The following is a 24,396-nucleotide window of genomic DNA, read 5'->3' on the forward strand; positions in this document are numbered from 1 at the left end:
GTCAGGCGATCTCGCGGGCGATCGCCGCGAGGGCGTCGCCGAGCGCGGTGGCGTCGACGCCGCCACCCTGTGCGAGGTCGTCCTTCCCACCACCGTTGCCGCCGAGGACGCCGGCCGCGACCCGGACGAGGAGGCCTGCCTTGAGTCCGGCGTCGCGGGCACCCTGGTTCGTCGCGACGACGATCGCGGGCTTCCCACCGACGACCGCGCCCAGGGCGACGACCGCCGGGCTCGCGCCGAGCTGCTCGCGGAGCTGCGTGACGAGCGTCCTGACGTCGTTCGGTGACCCGAGCTCGCCCAGGTGCTCGGCGACGAGCGACACCGGGCCGACGCGGTGAGCGGTCTGCGCCAACGCCGGGAGACGTTCGCTCAGCCCACGGGCTTCGAACGCGGCGATCTTCTTCTCAGCCGCCTTGAGGTTCGCGACGAGTTCGGCGATGCGGTCGGGCAGCTGTTCCTTCGGCGTCTTGAGGCTGCCGGAGAGCTGTGACACGAGCGCCCGCTCGGCGGCGAGGTCGCGGAAGGCCTCGAGTCCGACGAGCGACTCCACCCGACGGTTCGTCGAGCCGACGGACGATTCGCTGACGAGGTTGATCAACCCGATCTCGGCGCTGGAGGTGACGTGGGTGCCCGCACACAGCTCACGCGACCACGGCCCGCCGATGTCGACGACGCGGACGGTCTCGCCGTACTTCTCGCCGAACAGTGCCATGGCGCCGAGTGCCTTCGCGTCGTCGAGCGCCATCTCGCGGGTGGTCACCTGCAGGTTGTCGCGGATGGCGTTGTTGGAGATCTCCTCGATCTCCGACTTCGTCGCCGGCGACAGCGGCTGGTTCCAGGTGAAGTCGAGCCGCAGGTACCCGGCCTTGTTCGACGAACCGGACTGGTGGGCGCTGTCGCCCAGCACCTGCCGCAGGGCGGCGTGGATGATGTGCGTACCGGAGTGCGCCTGCTGGGCGCCGCGGCGGTAGCTCGCGTCGACGATGGTCGTCGCCGGTGCGTCAACGCCCACCTCGCCCTGGCTCACCTGCACCTTGTGCGCGATGAGACCCTTCACCGGCTTCTGGACGTCGAGCACCTCGAGCTCGTATCCGGGTCCGACGATGACGCCCTGGTCGGCCTCCTGCCCGCCGGACTCGGCGTACAGCGAGGTCTCCGCCAGGATCACCTCGGCGATGTCACCGGCGACCGCGCGCTGCACCGGGTGGCCGCCGACGATGATGCCGAGGATGCGGCTCTCGGTCTCGAGCTCGGTGTAGCCGGTGAACACGGTCTCGCCCTTGGCGCGGATGTCGCTGTAGACCGAGAGGTCGGCGAGGACGCTCTTCTTCGCCTTCGCGTCGGCCTTCGCGCGCTGGCGCTGGGCGGTCATGAGCGAATCGAACGCGTCTCGGTCGACGGAGAGGCCGGCCTCCTCCGCGATCTCGAGGGTCAGGTCGATGGGGAACCCGTAGGTGTCGTGCAGGAGGAACGCGGAATCCCCGGCGAGGGCCGTCCGGCCCGTGCCCTTGGTCTGCTCGAGCGCGAGGTCGAGGATGGTCGTGCCGCTGGCCAGCGTCCGGAGGAAGGTCTCCTCCTCGGCGTAGGCGCTCTGCGAGATCCGGCCGAAGTCGGTCTCGACCTCGGGGTAGGCGGCCTTCATGGCGTCGCGCGACGCGGAGAACAGCTCGGGGAACGTCGCGGTGTCGACGCCGAGGAGACGCATCGCACGGACCGTCCGTCGCATGAGGCGGCGGAGGATGTACCCGCGTCCCTCGTTCGACGGCGTGATGCCGTCGCTCATGAGCATGAGCGAGGAACGCACGTGGTCGGCGATGACGCGCATCCGGACGTCGTCGTCGTGGTCGGCGCCGTAGCGACGTCCGCTCAACTCGGCGGCGCGATCAAGGACCGGGCGCACCTGGTCGATCTCGTACATGTTCTCGACGCCCTGCTTGAGGAAGGCCACCCGCTCGAGCCCCATGCCGGTGTCGATGTTCTTCTTCGGGAGTTCGCCGACGATGTCGAAGTCGACCTTGCCGCGGACGTTCTCGATCAGGTACTGCATGAACACGAGGTTCCAGATCTCGACGTACCGGTCGTCGTCGGTCGCCGGGCCGCCGTCGGCGCCGTACGCGGGACCGCGGTCGAAGAAGATCTCCGAGCACGGGCCGGCCGGTCCTGGCTGACCCGTCGACCAGTAGTTCGTGTCCTTGTCGAGCCGCTGGATGCGGTGCTCGGGGAGCCCTGCGACGCGCTTCCAGAGGTCGATCGCCTCGTCGTCGTCCTTGTACACGGTGACCCAGAGGTCCTTCTCGTCGAAGGCGAGGCCGCCGCTCGACTCACTGCCGGTCAGGAGCTCCCACGCGTAGGTGATCGCCCCCTCCTTGAAGTAGTCGCCGAAGGAGAAGTTGCCGTTCATCTGGAAGAAGGTGCCGTGCCGTGGCGTCTTGCCCACCTCTTCGATGTCGTTGGTGCGGATGCACTTCTGGACGCTCGTGGCGCGGTCGAACGGCGCGGGGACGACACCGGTGAGGTACGGCACGAACGGCACCATGCCGGCGACCGTGAAGAGGAGCGAGGGGTCGTCGCTGACGAGCGAGGCTGAGGGGACGACGGTGTGCCCCCGATCGCCGAAGAAGGTGAGCCAGCGGGAGCGGATGTCAGCGGTGTCCATGGTGTCCGTACGTCAGGGGTGTGCGTGTCGATGTTCGTGCGCTGCGGCGATGCCCGTCCGGGCGTGCCGCTACGGCTTGGTGAGGTCTTCTGCGGCGTCCTCGACGCGCGCGACGACGGACTCCGCCGTGTCGCGCAGCTGCGCCTCGCGCTCCTTGTAGGCGTCGCCGACGGTGTCGGTGAACTCCCTGACGCGTGAGTCCAGCTCGGAGAAGAACCGCTTGCCGGACTGTGTCTTGTTGATCTCGTGGGCGACGACGAAGCCGGCGCCGATGCCGACGATCAGCCAGAACACGTTCTTCATGGGGAACTCCTCATCTGCGGTGCGACCACCCGGGCGTCGCCGGGCGTACCAAGCATCCATCGTAGTCGAGCGCGGTGGACCGATGGCGTCGTACAACGACGAAGAGGCACCGGCCGGAGCCGATGCCTCTTCGTGTGGTGCCCGGAGCCGGGCCGCAGTCCTAGCGGGCTGCGTAGTACTCGACGACGAGCTGCACTTCACAGGTCACGGGGACCTCGGCGCGCTTCGGGCGACGCTCGAGACGTGCCTGGAGCTTGTCGAGCTCGACCGAGAGGTACGCGGGCACCTTCGGCAGGACGTCGACGTGACCGCCGGCAGCGGCGACCTGGAAGGGCTCGGTGCCCTCGGAGCGCGGCTTGACGTGGATGAGCTGACCCGGCTTCACGCGGAAGGACGGGCGGTCGACGAGCTGGCCGTCGACCATGATGTGGCGGTGCACGACCATCTGGCGAGCCTGAGCCGTGGTGCGGGCGAAGCCGGCACGGAGGACGAGCGCGTCGAGACGGGTCTCGAGGATCTCGACGAGGTTCTCACCCGTCAGGCCCTGGGTGCGACGTGCCTCCTGGAAGGCGATCTTGAGCTGAGCCTCGCGGATGCCGTACTGGGCGCGCAGACGCTGCTTCTCGCGCAGACGGACGGCGTAGTCGCTGTCGGCCTTGCGCTTGGTGCGGCCGTGCTCACCGGGAGCGTAGGGACGCTTCTCGAGGTACTTGGCTGCCTTCGGGGTGAGGGCGATGCCGAGTGCCCGCGAGAGGCGGGTCTTGCTGCGGGTACGTGACTTGGTAGACACGGTTTCCTTTCGATGAAGTCTCAAACGATGAATGACCGGCGCGAAGACGCGTCGGTGATCCGGAATCACACCGGACAAAGTCAGAGGGGTCCGCCGGGGCTGTTCGGCTACAGAACACGCCCGTCGAACACGGTGATCGAGCAGCCGCGCAGTCACACCGGTTCTAGGCGGATCAATACTAGCACGACGTGCCCCGGTCGCCGGGCCGCCGCGACCCGACGTTCACTCGCCCCGGACGATCTTCCGGAGTTTGTCCAACCGTGCCGAGATGTCGCGTTCGTGGCCGTGGTCGGTGGGCTGGTAGTACCGGACGTCGCGGAGCTCGTCGGGCAGGTACTGCTGGGCGACGACGCCGATCGGGTGGTCGTGCGGGTAGCGGTAGCCCTTGCCGTGTCCGAGGCGCTTGGCGCCCGCGTAGTGGGCGTCGCGCATCGGCTTCGGCACACGTCCGAAGGCTCCGGCCCTGACGTCCGCGATGGCCTGGTCGATGGCGACGTAGGCCGCGTTCGACTTGGCGGCGGTGGCCAGGTACACCACGGCCTCGGCCAGCGGGATGCGACCCTCGGGCATGCCGATGAACTGGACGGCGTCGGCGGCCGCCACGGCGATGGGCAGCGCCTGCGGGTCGGCGATGCCGATGTCCTCGGCCGCGGAGATGATGATGCGGCGGGCGATGAAGCGCGGGTCCTCCCCCGCCTCGATCATCCGAGCGAGGTAGTGCAGCGCGGCGTCGACGTCGGATCCGCGGATGCTCTTGATGAACGCGCTGATAACGTCGTAGTGCTCGTCGCCGTTGCGGTCGTATCGGAGCAGGGCGCGGTCGACCGCCTGCGAGACGAGCTCGTCGGTGATGACGGGACCGCGGGGCGCCCTCGTCGCGGTGTCGGAGTCGTCGTCCACCCCGTCTTCGTCGTCTTCGTCGTCCTCATCGCCGACGTCGAGGAGGCCCGCGTCGTCGAGATCGAGCTCGTCGGGGTCGACCGGAGCGCCGAGATCGGAGTCGGCGGCGATCGCGGCCGCCTCCAGTGCCGTCAGAGCCCGTCGGGCATCGCCGGATGACAACTGGATGATCGCGGCGCGGGCCTCCGGCGTCACGGTGAAGCGACCGGCCAGGCCGCGCGGGTCGGTCACGGCGCGGTCGATGAGGATACCGAGGTCGTCGTCGCTCAGCTGTTCGAGCGTGAGGAGCAGCGAACGCGACAGCAGCGGGGAGATGACGGAGAACGACGGGTTCTCGGTCGTCGCGGCGACCAGGATGACCCAGCCGTTCTCCACGCCGGGGAGCAGGGCGTCCTGCTGGGCCTTCGTGAACCGGTGGATCTCGTCGAGGAAGAGGACGGTCGAGCTGCCGTAGAGGTCGCGGCTCGACATCGCCTCCTCCATGACCTGCCGGACGTCCTTGACGCCCGCCGTCACGGCCGAGAGCTCGACGAACCGGCGGCCGGAGCTGTGCGCGATGGCCTGCGCCAGCGTCGTCTTCCCGGTGCCCGGTGGGCCCCAGAGGATGACGGACACGGCCGCCTGCGTCCCCTCGTTGTCGCTCGCCAGGCGGACGAGCGGCGAGCCGGGACGGAGCAGGTGCTGCTGGCCGGCGACCTCCTCGAGGCTGCGGGGCCGCATGCGCACGGCGAGCGGGACCGGTGCGCCGGCGATGCCGGGTCCTCGACTGAACATTCCACCAGGCTAGCCGCAGCCTGCGACACGCGGACCCGCTGCAGAACGGGGTCGCCGCCGTCGTGCGCCGTTTGGTCCGCGCGGAGCGCTCCCCGTAAGGTTCTCCTGGGCAGTCCGCCGCGGGCGTGGTGCCAGATGACAGCGCGATGCCGCCGCTCGGCCGACGGCACCTGGAGGGAACGACGTGGCAACGAGCAAGGGTCCGGACAAAGAGGCACGCGCAGCACGCGCACGGCTGCGCGCCTACAACGCCCGGCGCACCGTGCACGAGCACCGCTCCAAGCGCCGCGTCCGCGACAACGTGATCGCCGCTGCGGCGCTCGTCGTCGTCCTCGCCGGTGCCACGGCTGCGCAGGTGTTCTTCTTCGCCGGCGGTCCGGGCACCCCGGTCGCGACGCCCACCGCCTCCGCCGAGGCCGGGGCCTGCGGTGTCACCGGGGCCACCGACGGCTCGAACACCGGCGAAGTCCCCGCGAGCACGATCGCCGAGGACCGCGACTGGAGCGGTGAGATGACGATCAACGACGTCGTCATGAACCTCACCCTCGACGGAGCCTGCGCGCCGCAGGGCGTCTCCTCCTTCATCTCCCTCGCCCAGTCCGGCTTCTACGACGGCGTCACCTGCCACCGCCTCACGACGAGCGGCATCTACGTCCTGCAGTGCGGCGACCCCGACGGCACCGGCACCGGCGGCCCCGGGTACAGCTACGGCCCGGTCGAGAACGCACCGACGGACGACGTCTACCCGGCCGGCACCATCGCCATGGCGCGCCAGGGAGGGAACGGCTACAGCAACGGCTCGCAGTTCTTCCTCGTGTACCAGGACTCGACCATCCCGTCCGACGCCGCCGGCGGCTACACCGTGCTCGGCCAGATCACGAGCGGTCTCGACCAGCTCGTCTCGGGCGTCGTGTCCGGCGGCGTCGCGGACGGCAGCGGTGACGGCGCTCCGGCGGTCCCCGCCACCATCACCTCGGTGACGGTCCAGTAGCGGGTGCAGTAACCTGCACCAGACGGAACCGACCGGCGCAAGCGGTCGCCCCGAGCAGGACTCGGGGTAATAGGCTTGTGGATCGATCACGATCGCCACGAACGGCGGTCAACACACAGCAAGGGTGATGCGCGTGACCAGTCCAGAGATCGAACCGTGGGGTCGTGTCGACGACGACGGCACCGTCTACGTCCGTGAGGCCGACGGCGAACGAGCGGTCGGACAGTACCCCGACGGTTCCAAGGAGGAGGCGCTCGCGTACTTCGAGCGCAAGTTCACGGACCTCGCCGGACAGGTGACGCTCCTTGAGCAGCGCGCGAAGCGCGGTGCTCCGGCGACGGACGTCGCGAAGGCCGTGAAGTCGATCACCAAGCAGGTCGAGTCCGCCAACGCGGTCGGCAACCTCCAGGCGCTCCTGACCCGCCTCGCGGCGCTCGACGGCACCGTGAGCGAGCTGACCGAGGCGCAGAGCCAGGAGACCAAGGCAGCCCTCGAGGAAGCGGCACGTGCGCGTCTCGCGATCGTCGAGGAGGCCGAGCAGCTCGCGCAGCAGGATCCGGCACGGGTGCAGTGGAAGCAGACCTCGGCGCGGCTCGACGAACTCTTCGCCGAGTGGCAGCGCCAGCAGCACGACGGACCTCGTCTCGCGAAGAACGACGCCAACGACCTCTGGAAGCGGTTCCGGACGGCACGCGCGACGATCGAGCAGCACCGTCGTGCGTTCTACACGGAGCTCGACTCTGTCCACAAGGAAGCACGCGCGATCAAGCAGAAGCTCGTCGAGCGCGCCGAGGCCCTCATCGCCAAGGGCGCCGAGGGCATCCCCGCCTACCGCAGCCTGCTCGACGAGTGGAAGGCCTCCCCGCGTGCCGGGAAGCGCCAGGATGACGCGCTCTGGGCGAAGTTCAAGGCCGCGGGCGACGCGATCTACGGTGCGAAGGCCGAGATCGACGCGCGCGACAACGAGGAGTTCCAGGGCAACCTGGATCTGAAGCTCGCGGTGTTGGCGGATGCCGAGCCGATCCTGGCCGACACGAACCGGGACTCGGCGCGCAAGGCGCTCACCGACATCCAGCGTCGGTGGGACGAGATCGGCAAGGTCCCGCGCGAGCAGGTCCGCGTCGTCGAAGACCGTCTCCGCAAGATCGAGACCCACGTCAAGCAGCTCGAGGACGAGCACTGGAAGCGCAACAACCCCGAGACGAAGGCGCGCACCGAGGGGCTCGCGAGCCAGCTCGCCGACGCCATCGCCAAGCTCGAGGACGAGGTCGAGGCGGCACGAGCCTCCGGTGACGCCGACCGGCTCACCGCGGCCATCGAGGCGCTGGATGCACGCAAGGCGTGGCTCGGGGCGATCCGCTAGGCGGATCCGCTCCACCAACCGCGTGACGGTCGCGGTTCTCCACAGATCCGTCGACGATCCTCCTGCTGCCGGACGGCTGCAGGAGGATCGTCGTATGTCCACGGCACTCCAGACGTCCTCCCCCATCGAGCCAGGCTGCGCAACGGATCCATCGGCCTCCACGAGCCGCCTCCCCGCCTACCTCCAGCCACCCGAGCTCTCCGTCGCCGAGCTCGCCGCCGCGCGGCTCGACGGCGAGATCTTCGCCTTCGAAGACGGCTACTGCAGTGTCGACGAACCCGACACCGTCCGGCTGCGCGCGGCGGTCCTCGAACACCTGCCTGGGCTGGCCGGCGCGGTCATCGCTGAGACGAGTGCCGCCTGGCTGCACGGCGCGGCGCTCATCGCACCGAGGGTCCACACGGGCTTCGTGTCGATGGAACGGCGAAGCGCGCGTTCGCCCCGGTTGCGTCTGCGTCAGGTGTCACTCCGCGCCGACGACAGCGAGCGGTGCGGCGCACTGCGGGTCACGACCCCCACGCGCACGGTCGCGGATCTGGCACGGCGCACCGGGGCCGACGCGGAGGAGGCCATGACGACGATCCGCAACTACTTCCTGCTCGGGCTCACCACCCCTGAGGAGGTCGTCGCATGGGTCCGCTCCGTCCCGCGGGTCCTCGGCGGCACACGGATCGTCCGTGTCGTGTCGAGTGCCACCGAGGTGATGCTCCCCGGCCTCGAGCCGACTCGGAGCGAACTGGCGTCCTGGTCGCTCCCGCTCAGCCGCCGTTGACCCGGTAGACGTCGTAGACGGTGTCGATCCGCCGGACCGCGTTCAGCACTCGGTCGAGGTGGGTGGTGTCGCCCATCTCGAACACGAAGCGGCTGATGGCCAGGCGGTCGCTCGAGGTGTTCACCGTCGCCGACAGGATGTTGACGTGATACTCGGACAGCACCCGCGTCACATCCGACAACAGTCCAGCTCGATCGAGTGCCTCGACCTGGATCTGGACGAGGAACACGCTCTTCGACGACGGCGCCCACTCCACATCGATCATGCGCTCGGGCTCCTGCAGGAGGCCTTGGACGTTGTGGCAGTCCGAACGGTGGACGGAGACGCCGGAGCCCCGCGTGACGAACCCGACGATCTCGTCACCAGGCACCGGGGTGCAGCACTTCGCGAGCTTGACCAGGATGTCGGGAGCACCGAGCACGAGGACCCCGGAGTCGCTGTTCTGCAGCCGCTCACGGCGGCTCCCACGCACCGGGACGGTGTACTCGGCGTGCTCGCTGTCGGCGTCCTTCTGCAGGAGCGCGACCACCTTCTCGAGCACGGACTGCGTCGAGACGTGGCCCTCGCCGACGGCCGCATAGAGTGCCGTGACGTCCTCGTAGCGCAGCTGCGCCGCGACCTCGGCGAACGAGTCCTGGTTCATGAGCTTCTGGAGCGGCAGGTTCTGCTTGCGCATCGCCCGTGCGATCGCGTCGCGCCCCTGCTCGATCGCCTCGTCGCGACGCTCCTTCGTGAACCACTGGCGGATCTTGTTCCGCGCCCGAGGGCTCTTGACGAAGTTCAACCAGTCCTGGCTCGGACCGGAGTCGGGGTTCTTCGAGGTGAAGACCTCCACCACGTCGCCGGTGTTGAGTGAACTCTCCAGCGGCACGAGCCGCCCGTTGACCCGGGCGCCCATCGTCCGGTGGCCGACCTCCGTGTGGACGGCGTAGGCGAAGTCGACCGGCGTCGCGCCGGCGGGCAGGCCGACGACACGCCCCTTCGGGGTGAAGACGTAGACCTCCTTCGCACCGATCTCGAACCGCAACGAGTCGAGGAACTCCCCCGGGTCCGCCGTCTCCGCCTGCCAGTCGGAGATGTGGGCGAGCCAGGCCATCGAGCTGTCGGGTTCAGCGGAGGACGCGGCCTTCCCGCTGTTCATCCGCTCCTTGTACTTCCAGTGCGCGGCGACGCCAAACTCGGCCCGCTGGTGCATCTCGTTCGTGCGGATCTGGATCTCGACGGGCTTCCCGCCCGGTCCGACGACGGTGGTGTGCAGCGATTGGTACAGGTTGAACTTCGGCGTGGCGATGTAGTCCTTGAAACGCCCTGGGACGGGCGTCCACCGTGCGTGGATCGACCCGAGGACCGCGTAGCAGTCGCGCAGCGAGTTGACGAGGACACGGATGCCGACGAGGTCGTAGATGTCGTCGAACTCGCGGCCGCGGACGACCATCTTCTGGTAGATCGAGTAGTACTGCTTCGGGCGACCGGCGACCTTGCCGCGGATCTTCTGCGCCTTGAGATCCTCGTTCACCGCGTCGATGACGTGCTGCACGTATTCCTCGCGCTGCGGTGTCCGCTGCTTGACGAGCGACTCGATCTCGGCGTAGAGCTTCGGGTACAACACGGCGAAGGACAGGTCTTCGAGCTCCCACTTGATCGCCTGGATCCCGAGGCGGTGCGCGAGCGGTGCGTAGATCTCGAGGGTCTCCGTGGCCTTCTTCGCCGCCTTCTCGGCCGGGACGAATCCCCAGGTCCGGGCGTTGTGCAGCCGGTCGGCGAGCTTGATGATGAGGACGCGGATGTCCTTCGACATCGCGACGATCATCTTCCGGACCGTCTCGGCCTGTGCGCTGTCGCCGTACTTGACCTTGTCGAGCTTCGTGACGCCGTCGACGAGCATGGCGACTTCGTCGCCGAAGTCGGTGTGGAGTTGGTCGAGCGAGTAGTCGGTGTCCTCGACGGTGTCGTGGAGGAGGGCGGCGACGATCGTCTTCGGTCCGATGCCGAGGTCGGCCAGGATCTGGGAGACGGCGACCGGGTGCGTGATGTACGGCTCGCCGCTCTGGCGTTTCTGGCCGGAGTGAGCCCGCTCGGCGACCGTGTACGCACGTTCGATGAGCGCCAGGTCGGCCTTCGGATGGTGCTGCCGTACCGTCCGCATCAGGGTGTCGACGGCGCCGGCCGGCTGCGCCTTCGAGAAGATCCGTGGGACGAGACGGCGCAGGGAGGCCGTCGAGGATGTCGTGGTGTCCGCCATCTCAGGCCTCCCTGCGCTCGTGCACGCGGTTGTCGGTCGCTGTCAGGGTCAACGCGCCAGCGGCGCGTCTGCTTCCGTGCGTTCGCCCTCGGCGTCATCCGAGGTCTGAGCGCGATCGCGCGCCTGCAGCACGCGCTTGTCGTGTTTGGCGATGCGGGGCTCGTTGTGCCGGAAGTTCGCGTAGAGCGGTGCAGCGACGAAGATCGTCGAGTACGTGCCGACGAGGATACCGACCAGCAGTGCGAGCGAGATGTCGCGCAGCGTGTCGGCACCGAGGACGAAGGCACCGAAGAACAGGATCGCCGCGACCGGGAGCGCCGCCACCACGCCGGTGTTGATCGAGCGCACCAGGGTCTGGTTGACCGCGAGGTTCACCGACTCCCCGAACGTCCGGGCCGCGCCGTCGGCGTCGAGCGTGGTGTTCTCGCGGATCTTGTCGAACACTACGACGGTGTCGTACAGCGAGAACCCGAGGATGGTGAGGAAGCCGATCATGGCGGCCGGCGTGATCTCCCAGCCCGTCGCGGCGTAGACACCGGCCGTGATGATGAGGTCGTGCATGAGGGAGAGCAGCGCGGCCGCGGACATCTTCCAGGTGCGGAAGTACAGGGCCATGAGGATCGCCGCGAGCACGAGGAACACGATGAGGCCGACGATCGCCTGCTTGGAGACGTCCTGACCCCATGACGGGCCGATGAACGAACTCGTGATGTCGGACTGTTCGACGCCGTAGGCCTCGGCCAAGGCTGCCGACACCTGCTGGGTGACCTTGTCGTTCTTCAGCTGGTCGGTCTGCACGCGGACCGAGTTGCCGCCCACGACGGTCACGTGGGTGGTCGCGCCGCTGACGACGGACGCGACCGCGTCTTCGGCCAGCGTCTGATCGGTGCTCTTGACATCGGCGATCTGGAACTGCGAACCACCGCGGAACTCGATGCCGAAGTTGAATCCGCCCTTGACGACCGGGATCAACACCGAGAGGACGACCGCGACGATGGCGATCGTGTACCAGATCTTGCGCTTGCCGACGAAGTCGTAGGAGCGCTTCCCGGTGTAGAGCTCGTTTCCGAACCGTGCGAACGCACCCATCAGGAGTCCTTCCCATCGGTCGGCAGATCGTCTGCTCTGGTGTCGGAGCCGCCTCCGACGAGGGCCGCCTGCTTGCGCTCGGCGATCGTCTGGCGCTTGGCCGCCTCGCGGCTGCTGGATGCGGCCTTGGCGCCGGGCACCGAGACGGGCTTCCGGAATTCTGCACGACCACGGTAGATGGCGCCGAGCGCCGACGGGTCGAGACCGGTGAACGGCTTGCCGCTGTTGAAGAGCTTCGTCTGGCCGAGGAGCTGCATCATCGGGTGCGTGAACAGGAGCACGACGATGACGTCGATGATCGTGGTGACGCCGAGGGTGAGGGCGAAGCCGCGGACGTTGCCGATCGCGAGGACGTACAGCACCACGGCGGACAGGAGGTTGACACCCTTGGCCGCGTAGATGGTGCGCTTGGCGCGCTTCCAGCCGGCTTCGACGGCGGACTCCAGACCGCGGCCGTCGCGGAGTTCGTCCTTGATGCGTTCGAAGTACACGATGAACGAGTCCGCGGTGAAGCCGATGGCGACGATGAGGCCCGCTATGCCGGCGAGGGAGAGCCGGAAGCCCTGACGCCAGGACATGAGCAGGATCACCACATAGGTGAGCACCGCGGCCGCGACGAGCGAGGCGATGGTCACGGTGCCGAGGAGCCGGTACTGGAACAGCGTGTAGATGACGACCAGGATGAGCCCGATGAGACCGGCGATGAGGCCGCTCTCCAGCTGCGTCGAGCCGAGGGTCGCCGAGATGGTGTCCTGGCTCTGCACGACGAAGCTGATCGGCAGTGCGCCGAATTTGAGCTGATCGGCGAGGGTCTTGGCGGACTCCTCGGTGAAGGAGCCGCTGATCTCCGGCTTGCCGTCTGAGATGACGGCGAGCGACTGGGGTGCGGAGATGACGTTGCCGTCGAGCACGATCGCGAACTGGTTCTGCGGGCTCTGCAGCGAGGTCAGACGACCGGTGACGTCGGCGAAGAGCGCAGTGCCCTTCTCGTTGAAGACCGGGTACACCGCCCACTCGCCCGTGCTCGCACCCGACGACGTCGTCTTGATGCCGGCGCTCGCGTCGGACAGGTCTTCTCCGGACACCTCGACCGGGCCGAGGACGTACTTGAAGGTGCCGTCGACGTCGCACGTGATGAGTGGGTCGGCAGCGGGCGCTGCGGTGGCGTCGAGCGAATCCGCGTTCGCGGCGCAGTCGTAGGCCTGGAAGGCGGCGTACAGCGCGGGCGTCACCTGCGACAGGTCGCTCGCGTTGGTCGGCGACGCGGTCGGCGTGCTCTCGAGGCCCGGGTCCGGCGTCGGATACGGGGTCGAGGCGCCGTCTTCACCGATGAAGGTGTTGGACGGCTGACCGGGAGTCAGCTGCTGCGAGGTGAGGACCGGACGGAACTCGAGCTTCGCGGAGCTCTCGATGCGGTTCAGCGTCGCTTCGTCGGGGGTTCCCGGGATCGAGACGACGACGTTCTGACCCTGCGTCGTGATCTCCGCCTCCGAGACGCCGGACGCGTCGACGCGCTGGCGGATGATCGCCACGGCCTGGTTCAGCTGCTCATTGGAGACCGTCTGGCCGGACTCCAGCTTCGGCGCGAGGATGATCTGGGTGCCACCCTCGAGGTCGAGGGCCAGCTTGGGCGCCCATGAGCTGTTCCCCCAGAGGACCCCGGCCGCGTTGATCGCGAACAAACCGATGAGGATTACGCCAAGCCAGGTGAGCGAACGCCACGCTTTCTTGACCGGAGTCGACTTTGCCAAACTCGGAACTCAGCTTTCTCTGCCGGCGGTGGCACGACGGCCACCGCCCGGGAAGGGGTTGGGACTAGTCGTCGCTCTTCTGCGGCTTCGAGGTGTCCTCGACGCGCTGGCCGAATTCGGGCTTGGAGAGGTCGAGCGATGAGGCGTCGTCGGGGATGGACTCGACGACCGGAGCCTCTTCCGCGGTCTCGGCGACCGTCGGGGCGACGACCGCACCCGCGTAGCGGGGGTCGATGGTGACGATGACGCCGGGGGCGATCTCGACATCGGCCTTGCGGGAGTCGCGGTCCATCGAGATGAGGGTGCCGTAGACACCGAAGCCGGTGAGCACCTCGGCGCCGGGGACGAGCTTCTGCTCGGTCTCCGCGGCTTGCTTCTTCCGCTTGTTGTTGCTCACCATCATGAACACGATCATGACGCCGGCGAGGCCGAACAGGACGAGGGTCATTGCATCCACGATGGGAACCTTCCAGAGGAGATTGAGGGCGGGAGACGTTGGGAACGCACCGCCAAAGGGAAATTATAGGCCATCGAGGGTCGAGCCATGCTGAGAAGGTGTTCTGCCGAAGTGCCGCCAGGCGGCCGGGGTCGCCACGCGGCCCCGTGGCGTGCGCGTGATGAGGCCGATCCGGACGAGGAAGGGCTCGACGACGGACTCGATCGTCTCCGCTTCCTCGCCGACCGAGACCGCGAGTGTGCTGAGCCCGACCGGGCCTCCGGCGAAGCGGTCGAGCATGCCCTCCATGACCGACCGGTCGAGTCGGTCGAGACCCAGGGCGTCGACGTCGTAGAGCTCGAGCGCGGCCTGGACGGTCTCGAGGTCCGCGCGGCCACCGTGAACGAGTGCGTAGTCCCTGACGCGGCGGAGTAGGCGGTTGGCGATGCGCGGCGTACCCCGACAGCGTCCGGCGATCTCGGCGACGGCCCGACCGTCGATGTCGAGCCCCAGCATGTCGGCCGTGCGGTGCAGCACCTGCTGCAGTTCCGGCTCGTCGTAGAACTCGAGGTGCGCGGTGAACCCGAAGCGGTCGCGGAGCGGGTTCGGCAGCAGGCCGGAGCGGGTGGTCGCTCCGACCAGGGTGAACGGTGCCAGCTCGAGCGGGATGCTCGTCGCGCCGGCACCCTTGCCCACCATGATGTCGATGCGGAAGTCCTCCATGGCGAGGTACAACATCTCCTCCGCGGGGCGGGCCATGCGGTGGATCTCGTCGATGAAGAGGACCTCGCCCGGGGTCAGCGACGACAGGACCGCGGCGAGGTCGCCGGCGTGCTGGATGGCCGGACCGCTCGTGAGTCGGAGTGGTTTCCCCGTCTCGTGCGCGACGATCATCGCGAGGGTCGTCTTGCCGAGTCCAGGAGGGCCGGCCAGCAGGATGTGGTCGGGGGTGCGGTTCTGCATCCCGGCGGCCGTGATCAGGAGTTGCAACTGACCTCGCGCCTTGGACTGACCGACGAACTCCGAGAGCGACCGGGGACGGAGCGCCCCCTCGAACGCCAGTTCCGCGTCGGACTCGGCGGCTGGATTGGTGAGGTCTTCTGGAGCGTCCGTCACGAGGTACGGCCTCCGGCGTGCGCCGGGCCGAGTCTGCCGAGGGCCAGGCGGATGAGCGACGGCACGGTCGAGAGGTCGTCCGCACTCGCGGAGGCGGAGGCCTCCACGACCGCCTGCGTCGCCGTCTTCTCCGGCCAACCGAGCCCGATGAGCGCCGTGACGACCTGATCAGCGATCGCGGCGGCGTTCACGGTGGTCGCCGGGGCTTCAGGCGTCGTCCTGGTGACGCGGAGCTTGCCGGCGAGCGACACGGTGATGAGCTTCGCCGTCTTCGGCCCGATCCCGGAGACCTTGCGGAACGGGGCGTCGTCGTCCGCGGAGATGGCTGCGGCGATCTGCTCCGGCGTCAGCGCCTCCAGGACCCCGAGCGCCGACTTCGGCCCGACCCCGGTGACGCTCACCAGGAGCTCGAACACGGACAGCTCCTCAGCGGATCGAAACCCGAACAGGGAGAGCGAGTCCTCCCGCACGATCAGTGTCGTCGAGAGGAGCGCTTCGGTGCCGACCCGGAGTGAGAGTGCATGGGCCGGCGTGACCTGGACGGCGAATCCGACGCCGCCCACCTCGATCACGACGAGGTTGCCGACCGCGCTCAGGACGGTGCCGCGGAGGGAGGAGATCATGCTTCCAGCCTAGGGCTCCGCGCTGCCCGGGCCCGGACGGCCGCCTCGCGCGGAGCGCCGCCGCGTTCCGCCGCCGCCCACGCACGCTGGGCCGGAGTGAGTGCTCCACTCCCCTGCGGCGGAGCGCCGACGGGTGTCGCTGCCGTCGACACGACGGGTCGCCAGGCGTGGCAGATCGCAAGTGCGAGCGCGTCGGCGGCGTCAGCGGGCTTCGGGAGTTCGTCGAGACCGAGGATCCGGGCGACCATGGTCTGCACCTGGAGCTTGTCCGCCCGGCCGTATCCGGTCACCGCGGCTTTGACCTCACTCGGGGTGTGCAGGCCGACGGGGATCCCGTTCGCGGCCGCAGCGTGCAGTGCGAGCCCACTCGCCTGGGCGGTGCCCATGACCGTCCGGACGTTGTGTTGCGCGAACACCCGCTCGACGGCCATCGCGGTCGGCGAGGTGCGCTCGATCGCCTCGGCGATACCCTGCGCGATCATGAGGAGTCGCTGCTCGAGTGGGGCGTGCGCGTCCGTCCGGATGACGCCGTACTCGACCATCGTGGCCTGCCGTCCCGGGAGGACGTCGACGACCCCCACCCCGCATCGGGTCAGGCCGGGGTCGATGCCGAGGACACGCAGAGTCATGTTCCGACCCTAAGCGCGGGCGATGCGCCGGACGCTCCGCGAGGGCGGAGTGTCGTACATCCGTTCGAACGGGCTTCGCACGGCACGGGTGCCGGACTACTCGTCGTCGGCCTCCAGCTCGGCCTGCACCTCGGGGGTGAGGTCGAAGTTGCTGTAGATGTTCTGGACGTCGTCGTTGTCCTCGAGAGCGTCGATCAGCTTGAAGACCTTGCGCGCCGTGTCGGCGTCGATCTCGACCTTGAGGTTCGGGACGAAGGCGACGTCGGCGGAGTCGTAGTCGATACCGGCCTCTTGCAGGGCGGTCCGGGTCGCGACCATGTCGCTCGGCTCGGTGACGACCTCGAAGGTCTCGCCCTCGGTGTTCACCTCTTCTGCGCCCGCATCGAGGACGGCGCCGAGGACGTCGTCCTCCGTGGTCCCCTCGGCCTGGACGACGATGAGGCCCTTGCGCTGGAAGTTGTAGGCGACGGAGCCCGGATCGGCCATGGTGCCGCCGTTGCGGGACATCAGCGTCCGGACATCGGCTGCTGCACGGTTTTTGTTGTCGGTGAGGCACTCGACGAGCAGGGCGACGCCGTTCGGACCGTAGCCCTCGTACATGATCGTGGTGTAGTCGACGACCTCACCGGTGAGGCCGGCACCGCGCTTGACGGCGCGGTCGATGTTGTCGTTCGGGACCGAGGTCTTCTTCGCCTTCTGGATGGCGTCCTGCAGCGTCGGGTTGCCCGCGAGGTCTGCGCCGCCCATCTTGGCCGCGACCTCGATGTTCTTGATGAGCTTGGCGAACGACTTCGCGCGACGGCCGTCGATGACCGCCTTCTTGTGCTTGGTCGTCGCCCACTTGGAGTGTCCGGACATGTGCTCCCTAACTGCGTGAAAAGAACCTGACCAGTCTAGGCCAGCGACCTGGAACTCGCGATCACGCCGCGACGGGCCACGGGATCGGGCGCCAGCGCCTCAGCGGGATCGCTCGACCTTGTCGAGGAAGTAGGCGTGGAAACGGGTGTCGCCCGTGACCTCGGGATGGAAGGACGTGCCGAGGAGGTTCCCCTGCTCGACGGCGACCATCCGACCGTCGGGCAGCGAGGCGAGAGGTGTCACCGACGGACCGGCGGCTTCGACCACCGGAGCGCGGATGAACACGGCGTGCACGGGCGGGTCGCCGAGGACCGGGATCGACAGGTCCGTCTCGAAGGAGTCGAGCTGCGACCCGAAGGCGTTGCGCCGGACGGAGACGTCGAGCCCGCCGAGACTCTGCTGCCCGGCGATCCCGTCGAGGATCCGGTCGGCCAGGAGGATGAGCCCGGCGCAGGTGCCGTACACGGGCAACCCGGCGGTGATCGCTTCGCGCAACGGTCCGGCGAGGTCGAAGGAGCGAGCGAGCTTGTCCATCACGCTCGACTCGCCGCCGGGCAGGACGAGTCCGTCGATGCCGGTCAGTTCCGAGGGACGCCTGATGAGGCTGACGTCCGCCCCGAGGCCGGTGAGGACGGCCGCATGCTCGCGGAAGTCCCCTTGCAGGGCGAGGACGCCGACGCGTGCCGCCCCGGTCACGACGTCACCTGGTTCAGGGCGGACGCGGGGCTACCAGCCACGCTCGGCGAGGCGGTGCGGTGCGGCGAGGTCGGCGACGTTGATGCCGACCATCGCCTCACCGAGACCGCGGGACACCTCGGCGATGACCTGAGGGTCGTCGAAGAAGGTCGTCGCCTTGACGACGGCCGCCGCCCGCTGAGCCGGATTGCCGGACTTGAAGATGCCGGATCCGACGAACACGCCGTCGGCACCCAGCTGCATCATCATCGCGGCGTCGGCCGGCGTCGCCACACCCCCGGCGGTGAACAACACGACCGGGAGCTTGCCGGTCTCGGCGATCTCGACGACGAGGTCGTAGGGGGCCTGGAGGTCTTTCGCCGCGACGTACAGCTCGTCCTTCGACATCGACGACAGGTGCGCGATCTCGGAGCGGATCTTGCGGATGTGCTTCGTCGCCTCGGACACGTCGCCGGTGCCGGCCTCGCCCTTCGAGCGGATCATGGCGGCGCCCTCGTTGATGCGCCGCAGTGCTTCTCCGAGGTTGGTGGCGCCGCACACGAACGGGACGTCGAAGCCCCACTTGTCGATGTGGTTCACGTAGTCGGCCGGGCTCAGGACCTCGGACTCGTCGATGTAATCGACGTCGAGCGCTTGGAGGACCTGCGCTTCGACGAAGTGGCCGATGCGAGCCTTCGCCATGACGGGGATGGACACCTCGGCGATGATCGATTCGATGAGGTCGGGATCGCTCATCCGAGCCACGCCGCCCTGGGACCGGATGTCCGCCGGGACGCGCTCGAGGGCCATCACGGCGACGGCTCCGGCGTCCTCCGCGATACGGGCCTGCTCAGCGGTGACGACGTCCATGATGACGCCGCCCTTCAGCATCTCCGCGAGTCCGCGCTTCACGCGGTTCGAGCCGTGCTGTCCAGTGGTCGTGCTGCTCTCGGTCATGATGGCGAGCGTACCGCCGGGTGGCCTGACGGTGCTCCGTCCACAGGCCGGAAATTGGACTTGGCTGGGCCGGTCCACCTGGACTGGCCCACGATGGATCAGGCCGAGGTGGGCCAGGCGTCCGCGATCGACTGCCGGACGTCGCCGAGCAGCTGCGGGAGCGCCTTGGTCTGGGCGATGATCGGGAAGAAGTTGGCGTCTGTCGCCCAGCGCGGGACGATGTGCTGGTGCAGGTGCGCCGCGATCCCGGCACCGGCCACGGCACCCTGGTTCATGCCGAGGTTGAAACCGTCGTTCCTCGAAACGGACCGGACGACCCGCATCGCCGTCTGTGTCAGAGCGCCGATCTCGGCGACCTCCTCCGTCGTCGCGTCGTCGTACATCGCGACGTGGCGGTACGGGCAGACGAGCAGATGCCCGGAGTTGTACGGGAAGAGGTTCAGCAGCACGAAGGCGTGCTCGCCCCGATGCACGATGAGCGCTGACTCGTCGTCGAGCGTCGGCGCGATGCAGAACGGACAACCGTCGTCGGATGGTTGGCCCTGCTTGATGTAGACCATCCGGTGGGGCGTCCAGAGACGCTGGAACGCGTCCGGGACGCCCACCAGGTGGGAGGTGTCGATCGATTCGAACGACTCCGGCTCGGTGCCCGGGGTCATGCCGGCAGATCCGCTGCGGTGTTCACCTGCAGTTTCGCGGCGATGGCGGCGCGGATTCGGCGCACGGCGTCGGCGACCGGGACACCGTTCTCCTGGGTGCCGTCGCGGAATCGGAAGCTCACCGCGCCGTTGGCCTGGTCCTCCTCGCCGACGATCAGCTGCAGCGGGGTCTTCGCCTTGGTGTGGTTCCGGATCTTCTTCTGCATCCGATCGTCGGAGGCGTCGAGTTCCGCACGGACCCCGGACGAGCGCAGCTCGGCGACGACTCCGCCGAGGAACTCCTCGTACTGCTCGGAGACGGGGATACCGACGACCTGCACGGGGGCGAGCCACACCGGGAAGGCACCCGCGTAGTGCTCGAGCAGGATCGCGAAGAAGCGCTCGATCGAGCCGAGGAGTGCGCGGTGGATCATCGCCGGACGCTTGCGCGTGCCGTCAGCAGCCGTGTACTCCAGCTCGAACAACTCGGGGAGGTTGAAGTCGAGCTGCACGGTGGACAGCTGCCAGGTCCGGCCGATCGCGTCGCGCGCCTGCACCGAGATCTTCGGACCGTAGAAGGCTGCGCCGGCGGGGTCGAGGACGAGTTCGAGACCGGACTCGACCGCCACCTGGCGGAGGGTCTCGGTCGCTTCGTCCCAGACCTCGTCGGTGCCGACGTACTTGTCGGGGTCCTTCGTCGAGAGCTCCAGGTAGAAGTCGTCGAGACCGTAGCCGCGGAGGGTCTCCAGGACGAACTGCAGCTGGCGGCCGACCTCGTCCTTGACCTGGTCGTCGGTCACGTAGATGTGGGCGTCGTCCTGCGTGAGGCCACGGACGCGCGTGAGCCCGGAGAGCGTGCCGCTCTTCTCATACCGGTAGACCGTGCCGAACTCGGCGAGTCGAAGCGGCAGTTCGCGGTAGCTCCGCCCCCGAGCCCGGTAGATCAGGTTGTGCATCGGGCAGTTCATGGGCTTCAGGTAGTAGTCCTGGCCCTGACGGGTGACGTGGCCGTCGGCGTCGACCTCCTGGTCGAGGTGCATCGCCGGGAACATGCCGTCCTTGTACCAGGCCAGGTGCTGGCTGACCTCGAACAGGTGCCCCTTCGTGATGTGCGGGGTGTTCACCAGCTCGTAGCCGGAAGCGAGCAGGCGCTCACGCATGTAGTTCTCGATCTCGTTGCGGATGATGCCGCCCTTGGGGTGGAACACCGCGAGACCCGAGCCGATCTCCTCGGGGAAGCTGAAGAGGTCGAGCTCGGCGCCGAGCTTGCGGTGGTCGCGCTTGGCCGCCTCCTCGATCCGCGTCTGGTAGGCGCGCAGCTCGTCCTTGGTCGCCCAAGCGGTGCCGTAGATCCGCTGCAGCTGCGGGTTCTTCTCGCTCCCGCGCCAGTACGCCGCGGCGAGACGCGTCAAGGCCCAGCCGTTGCCGATCATGCGCGTGTTCGGCAGGTGCGGACCGCGGCAGAGGTCCTTCCAGACCGTCTCCCCCGTCTTCGGGTCGACGTTGTCGTAGATGGTCAGCTCCGCGCCGCCCACCTCGACGTTCTCGTCGTCGGCTGCCGATCCGCCCTTGAGGCCGATCAGCTCGAGCTTGTAGGGCTCCCCCGCGAGTTCCTCGCGAGCCTCGTCTTCGGTGACGACGCGTCGCACGAAGCGCTGGCCCTGGCGGATGATGCGGTCCATCGTCTTCTGCAGCACCTTGAGCGCCTCAGGCGTGAACGGTGCGGCGACGTCGAAGTCGTAGTAGAAGCCGTCGGTGACCGGCGGGCCGATGCCGAGGTTCGCGTGCGGGTCGACCTGCTGCACGGCCTGCGCGAGCACGTGGGCTGCGGAGTGGCGGAGGATGTTGAGACCGTCGGGCGAGTCGAGGTGCACCGGCTCGACGGTGTCCGTCTCCGTCACCGTGGCGGCGAGGTCCTTCAGTTCGCCGTTGACGCGCATGGCGACCACGGATCGGTCGGTGAACAGTGCGAACCCGTCACTCACGGATGATCTCTCTTTCTCAGGTGAAACCTTGGCCGTGCAAGCCTATCGTCGTCCACGACGAGGAGACGCTGCCGTCGGTCGGCGGCCATGGTTCGTGCTCGGTCGCATCGCTAGAGTGAAGGCCTACGACGTGACGGGGGTGGCGCTGATGACGGTTGTGCAGAGAAGCGGGGCTGCGACGGCGCTGTTCGCCGCGCTGCCCGTGGTCGCACTCGTGCACATCATCGCCCTCGCCTCCGGTCAGGAGTGGCTGTCGCTCCTCACCAAGCCGTTCATCATGCTGGTCCTCGCGCTGGCGCTCGTGTGGTCGGTCCGACGGCTGTCTGCCGCTGCGGTCACCGCGCTCGTCGCGATCATGTGCAGCTGGCTGGGCGACGTCGCCCTCATGGTTCCGGGCGAACTCGCGTTCGGCGTGGGGATCCTGTTCTTCATGCTCGCTCAGGCCGGTTATGTCTTACTCTTCGTGCGGCATCTGCGCACCAGGAACCGCCCGCCGGTCTGGGCGCTCGTGTACCTGGTGTGGCTCGTCGCCGGCATCGCGCTCCTCAGCCAGCAGGACATGGGGGCGCTGTATCCGGCGGTCGTCCTGTATGCCGTCGTGATCGGGGCCATGGCGGCGTCTTCCACGATGACGACGCCGATGATCGCCGTCGGCGGTGCGCTGTTCCTCGTCTCCGACTCGTTGATCGGGCTCGACCGCTTCGTGCCTGCAGTGACGATCTGGGCGGCGGACGAGATCATCATGGCGACGTACGCCGCGGGCCAAGGCATCATCGTGTGGGGCGTCGCGGAGGTCCTGCGTCGCCGGGAGCGGGCGGTCCTCGCCGTCTGAGCGGGCGTCAAGGGTGTACGACGGGTGGTCCGTGCAACGACGAAGGGCCCGAGCTGTTCGCTCGGGCCCTTCGTGTTCCTGTGGGCGATACTGGGATCGAACCAGTGACCTCTTCCGTGTCAGGGAAGCGCGCTACCGCTGCGCCAATCGCCCAGGTGAGTGGTGTTGCCAGCGAGGTGGCGACGGGATTCGAACCCGTGTGGACGGCTTTGCAGGCCGCTGCCTAGCCTCTCGGCCACGCCACCACGTGTGATGAAACACACTGTCGAGCGGAACGCTTGCACGTTCTCACTGACACTCGAGCGGATGACGAGATTCGAACTCGCGACCCTCACCTTGGCAAGGTGATGCGCTACCACTGCGCCACATCCGCATTGCATCCCGTTTCCGGGTGCTTGGAAACTCTAGCCGATGTTGAGGGCGCTCGTTGACACCTCGGCGCGGGCGAGTCGGCCCAACCCTTGATGTTCCGCGGAAAATCGGGCTGAAATTCCATCTTCCTCGGCGCGTCGGCCTGTGACGACGTCCGGAGCGGCAGCATCCAGGGCCGAACCATCCTCCGACAGGCTCAGGGACCGGAGCGGTCCGGGGGCACTCCCCCGGTCACCGGGTTGTTCCTGGTCACTGAGCTTGTCGAGGTGCTCACGAGGACCCCTTCGACAGGCTCAGGGATCGGCGGAGGTTAGAACGGTGCGGGATCAGGTTCGGTCCGATACTGCTTCCCGTCGGGTGTCGTCCACTCGAGGACCCCGCCCGGTCCATGGGCGAGGTTCCATCCCGGGAGGTGCTTCATCCGGTGGTGATGTCGACAGAGACACGCGAGATTGCCGACATCCGTGGTGCCGCCGTCTTCCCACGCGACCGAGTGGTCGAGGTCGCAGGCTCGGGCGCGTCTGCCGCAGCCCGGTGCCCGACAGGTGCCGTCCCGGAGACGCACCGCGCGCTGGAGATCGGCCGGAACCCGGTACTGGTTGCGGCCGACGGAGAGGATCGAGCCGGTTTCCGGTTGGACGAGGATCCGGGTGAAGCTTGGGGCGTTCACCGCGATACGTGCTGCGGTCTCCGGGTCGATCGGCCCGTAGCCGTCAAGGGTGGCTGGGGCGTCGGAGACGCCGGCCATGCTCAGTGCCGGCACCGTGATCTGCACGGTGGGCTTGATGTGCTCCTGGACCTCGATCGGGTGTGGGAGCACCGGGCTCGATGCCACGTCTTCCGGCGTGACACCGGTGAGGGCGAGGGCCGCGAGGGCGTCTGCCTGCAGTTGCGCGCAGGTGCGAGTGTCACCTGCGGCCCGCGACTCCGCTGCCGCCGCCTCGATCCGCTCGATGATGCCCTGCGCGATGGGTGCCGTGGTGAAGAGATGCACCCAGGCCATGCCGTCCGCTGCGGGCTCGAACTCCGCCCGACGGTCGGCCTCGGATCGGGTTGCGCGTGCGGTGATGGACTCGGGGTGGAGTCGCTCGCGCAGGACGCGGGCGCGTTTCCGGAGGTTCGCGTTGGTGGACTCCTCCGCGACCGCCAGGACTTCGGCGAGGAACGCCGCCCGCCCCGCGACAGGCACGTCACTGAGTTGGTCGATGATCGTCTGCGCGTGCTGCGCCGAGATGCGGCCGGCTTCGAGGGAGGCAAGCACGGCAGGTGCGTCGTTCACGAGCCGCTCGGCGTCGTTCGTCGCCCGCTGGACCGTCTGCTCGGGCGTTCGGGTCGCCATCGCCAGGGCCGCGCAGGTCGACCGGCGGGACAGCGCCTGACGCTCGGCCGGCGGGAAGATCGCCGGGACCGTGGCGTCTGCGAAGGTGTCCGCGTAGGCGGCGGAGCGGGCAAGGAGGCGCGCTTTCCGTGCGTCAAGGACGGCCTGCTGCCGGTGGAGCTCCGCCCACTCGTCCGAGAACTCCGCGAGCTGCGCGGCGTACTCGTCGCTCGCGCGGATCGCGGTGAGGGTGGTCTCGGTCATAGGACAAGTCCACCATGGACCACTGACATTCCAGATGGTGAGTGGGATCGGTCGGGGAAGTC

At 68.3% G+C, this 24,396-nt stretch carries 21 protein-coding genes and 3 tRNA genes; 4 read left to right on the forward strand and 20 right to left on the reverse strand.

Annotated features, from left to right (window positions below; genetic code table 11):
• Window position 1: 1 nt before the first annotated feature.
• From alaS to AC4PMY_RS18375, 4 genes are all read right to left on the reverse strand, one after another.
• Window positions 2–2,656 (reverse strand): alanine--tRNA ligase, encoded by a 2,655-nt coding sequence (gene alaS / locus AC4PMY_RS18360; protein WP_491623348.1) that lies wholly within the window; start codon window positions 2,654–2,656, stop codon window positions 2–4.
• 69 nt (window positions 2,657–2,725) lie between these two features.
• Window positions 2,726–2,959, reverse strand: a complete 234-nt coding sequence (locus AC4PMY_RS18365; RefSeq protein ID WP_079002498.1) for a hypothetical protein — start codon at window positions 2,957–2,959, stop codon at window positions 2,726–2,728.
• Window positions 2,960–3,119: 160 nt separating this feature from the next.
• The gene (rpsD, locus tag AC4PMY_RS18370; RefSeq protein WP_064293825.1) at window positions 3,120–3,749 is read right to left on the reverse strand and encodes a 30S ribosomal protein S4; all 630 of its coding nucleotides are present in this window, start codon (window positions 3,747–3,749) and stop codon (window positions 3,120–3,122) included.
• Window positions 3,750–3,971: 222 nt separating this feature from the next.
• A complete protein-coding gene (locus tag AC4PMY_RS18375) occupies window positions 3,972–5,423 on the reverse strand; it encodes a replication-associated recombination protein A (RefSeq protein WP_082915828.1) in 1,452 nt (483 codons plus the stop codon).
• Window positions 5,424–5,607: 184 nt separating this feature from the next.
• Here AC4PMY_RS18375 and AC4PMY_RS18380 point away from each other — a divergent pair, with 184 nt between their 5' ends.
• The 3 genes from AC4PMY_RS18380 (at window position 5,608) to AC4PMY_RS18390 (ending at window position 8,549) form a co-directional block, all read left to right on the forward strand.
• On the forward strand, window positions 5,608–6,414 hold the full coding sequence (locus AC4PMY_RS18380; protein WP_064293824.1) for a peptidylprolyl isomerase: 807 nt from the start codon (window positions 5,608–5,610) through the stop codon (window positions 6,412–6,414).
• 133 nt (window positions 6,415–6,547) lie between these two features.
• On the forward strand, window positions 6,548–7,777 hold the full coding sequence (locus AC4PMY_RS18385) for a DUF349 domain-containing protein (RefSeq protein ID WP_369808437.1): 1,230 nt from the start codon (window positions 6,548–6,550) through the stop codon (window positions 7,775–7,777).
• 94 nt (window positions 7,778–7,871) lie between these two features.
• The gene (locus AC4PMY_RS18390; RefSeq protein WP_491623349.1) at window positions 7,872–8,549 is read left to right on the forward strand and encodes a hypothetical protein; all 678 of its coding nucleotides are present in this window, start codon (window positions 7,872–7,874) and stop codon (window positions 8,547–8,549) included.
• Here AC4PMY_RS18390 and AC4PMY_RS18395 read toward each other — a convergent pair.
• The 12 genes from AC4PMY_RS18395 to thrS form a co-directional block, all read right to left on the reverse strand.
• Window positions 8,536–10,791: a RelA/SpoT family protein gene (locus AC4PMY_RS18395; protein WP_491623350.1), complete on the reverse strand. Its 2,256-nt coding sequence runs from the start codon at window positions 10,789–10,791 to the stop codon at window positions 8,536–8,538. The genes AC4PMY_RS18390 and AC4PMY_RS18395 overlap by 14 nt on opposite strands.
• 48 nt (window positions 10,792–10,839) lie before the next feature.
• On the reverse strand, window positions 10,840–11,880 hold the full coding sequence (gene secF / locus AC4PMY_RS18400; protein ID WP_064293820.1) for a protein translocase subunit SecF: 1,041 nt from the start codon (window positions 11,878–11,880) through the stop codon (window positions 10,840–10,842).
• Window positions 11,880–13,631, reverse strand: coding sequence for a protein translocase subunit SecD (gene secD, locus AC4PMY_RS18405; protein ID WP_064293819.1), 1,752 nt, complete (start codon window positions 13,629–13,631; stop codon window positions 11,880–11,882). Before secD ends, secF begins: the two co-directional genes overlap by 1 nt.
• A gap of 64 nt (window positions 13,632–13,695) precedes the next feature.
• Window positions 13,696–14,079, reverse strand: coding sequence for a preprotein translocase subunit YajC (locus AC4PMY_RS18410; RefSeq protein ID WP_064293818.1), 384 nt, complete (start codon window positions 14,077–14,079; stop codon window positions 13,696–13,698).
• Between the two features lie 72 nt (window positions 14,080–14,151).
• Entirely contained in the window at window positions 14,152–15,183 is a 1,032-nt protein-coding gene (gene ruvB / locus AC4PMY_RS18415) for a Holliday junction branch migration DNA helicase RuvB (RefSeq protein ID WP_079705916.1), read from the reverse strand.
• Window positions 15,180–15,806 carry a Holliday junction branch migration protein RuvA gene (gene ruvA, locus AC4PMY_RS18420; RefSeq protein WP_064293816.1) on the reverse strand — a complete coding sequence of 209 codons (627 nt, stop codon included), beginning with the start codon at window positions 15,804–15,806 and terminating at the stop codon, window positions 15,180–15,182. Before ruvA ends, ruvB begins: the two co-directional genes overlap by 4 nt.
• Window positions 15,803–16,435, reverse strand: a complete 633-nt coding sequence (gene ruvC / locus AC4PMY_RS18425; RefSeq protein WP_064293815.1) for a crossover junction endodeoxyribonuclease RuvC — start codon at window positions 16,433–16,435, stop codon at window positions 15,803–15,805. Before ruvC ends, ruvA begins: the two co-directional genes overlap by 4 nt.
• Before the next feature lie 96 nt (window positions 16,436–16,531).
• Entirely contained in the window at window positions 16,532–17,293 is a 762-nt protein-coding gene (locus AC4PMY_RS18430; RefSeq protein WP_079705914.1) for a YebC/PmpR family DNA-binding transcriptional regulator, read from the reverse strand.
• Window positions 17,294–17,392: 99 nt separating this feature from the next.
• Complete coding sequence (gene pdxT, locus AC4PMY_RS18435) at window positions 17,393–17,989, reverse strand: pyridoxal 5'-phosphate synthase glutaminase subunit PdxT (protein ID WP_121290694.1); 597 nt, start codon at window positions 17,987–17,989, stop codon at window positions 17,393–17,395.
• A gap of 30 nt (window positions 17,990–18,019) precedes the next feature.
• Complete coding sequence (gene pdxS, locus AC4PMY_RS18440; protein WP_064293812.1) at window positions 18,020–18,925, reverse strand: pyridoxal 5'-phosphate synthase lyase subunit PdxS; 906 nt, start codon at window positions 18,923–18,925, stop codon at window positions 18,020–18,022.
• Between the two features lie 98 nt (window positions 18,926–19,023).
• Window positions 19,024–19,584: an HIT family protein gene (locus AC4PMY_RS18445; RefSeq protein WP_079002488.1), complete on the reverse strand. Its 561-nt coding sequence runs from the start codon at window positions 19,582–19,584 to the stop codon at window positions 19,024–19,026.
• Window positions 19,581–21,503, reverse strand: coding sequence for a threonine--tRNA ligase (gene thrS, locus AC4PMY_RS18450; RefSeq protein ID WP_197977518.1), 1,923 nt, complete (start codon window positions 21,501–21,503; stop codon window positions 19,581–19,583). The genes AC4PMY_RS18445 and thrS overlap by 4 nt, the downstream gene beginning before the upstream one ends.
• A 193-nt stretch (window positions 21,504–21,696) precedes the next feature.
• Here thrS and AC4PMY_RS18455 point away from each other — a divergent pair, with 193 nt between their 5' ends.
• On the forward strand, window positions 21,697–22,380 hold the full coding sequence (locus AC4PMY_RS18455) for a lysoplasmalogenase (RefSeq protein WP_491623351.1): 684 nt from the start codon (window positions 21,697–21,699) through the stop codon (window positions 22,378–22,380).
• Between the two features lie 81 nt (window positions 22,381–22,461).
• Here AC4PMY_RS18455 and AC4PMY_RS18460 read toward each other — a convergent pair.
• The 4 genes from AC4PMY_RS18460 to AC4PMY_RS18475 form a co-directional block, all read right to left on the reverse strand.
• Window positions 22,462–22,533, reverse strand: a tRNA-Val gene (locus AC4PMY_RS18460).
• A gap of 21 nt (window positions 22,534–22,554) precedes the next feature.
• Window positions 22,555–22,625 (reverse strand) — tRNA-Cys (locus AC4PMY_RS18465).
• 56 nt (window positions 22,626–22,681) lie between these two features.
• A tRNA-Gly gene (locus AC4PMY_RS18470) sits at window positions 22,682–22,753 on the reverse strand.
• Between the two features lie 309 nt (window positions 22,754–23,062).
• Window positions 23,063–24,334 (reverse strand): HNH endonuclease signature motif containing protein, encoded by a 1,272-nt coding sequence (locus tag AC4PMY_RS18475; RefSeq protein WP_491623352.1) that lies wholly within the window; start codon window positions 24,332–24,334, stop codon window positions 23,063–23,065.
• Between the last annotated feature and the right edge of the window lie 62 nt (window positions 24,335–24,396).

Source organism: Plantibacter sp. MDV22-iso1, from assembly GCF_058408345.1.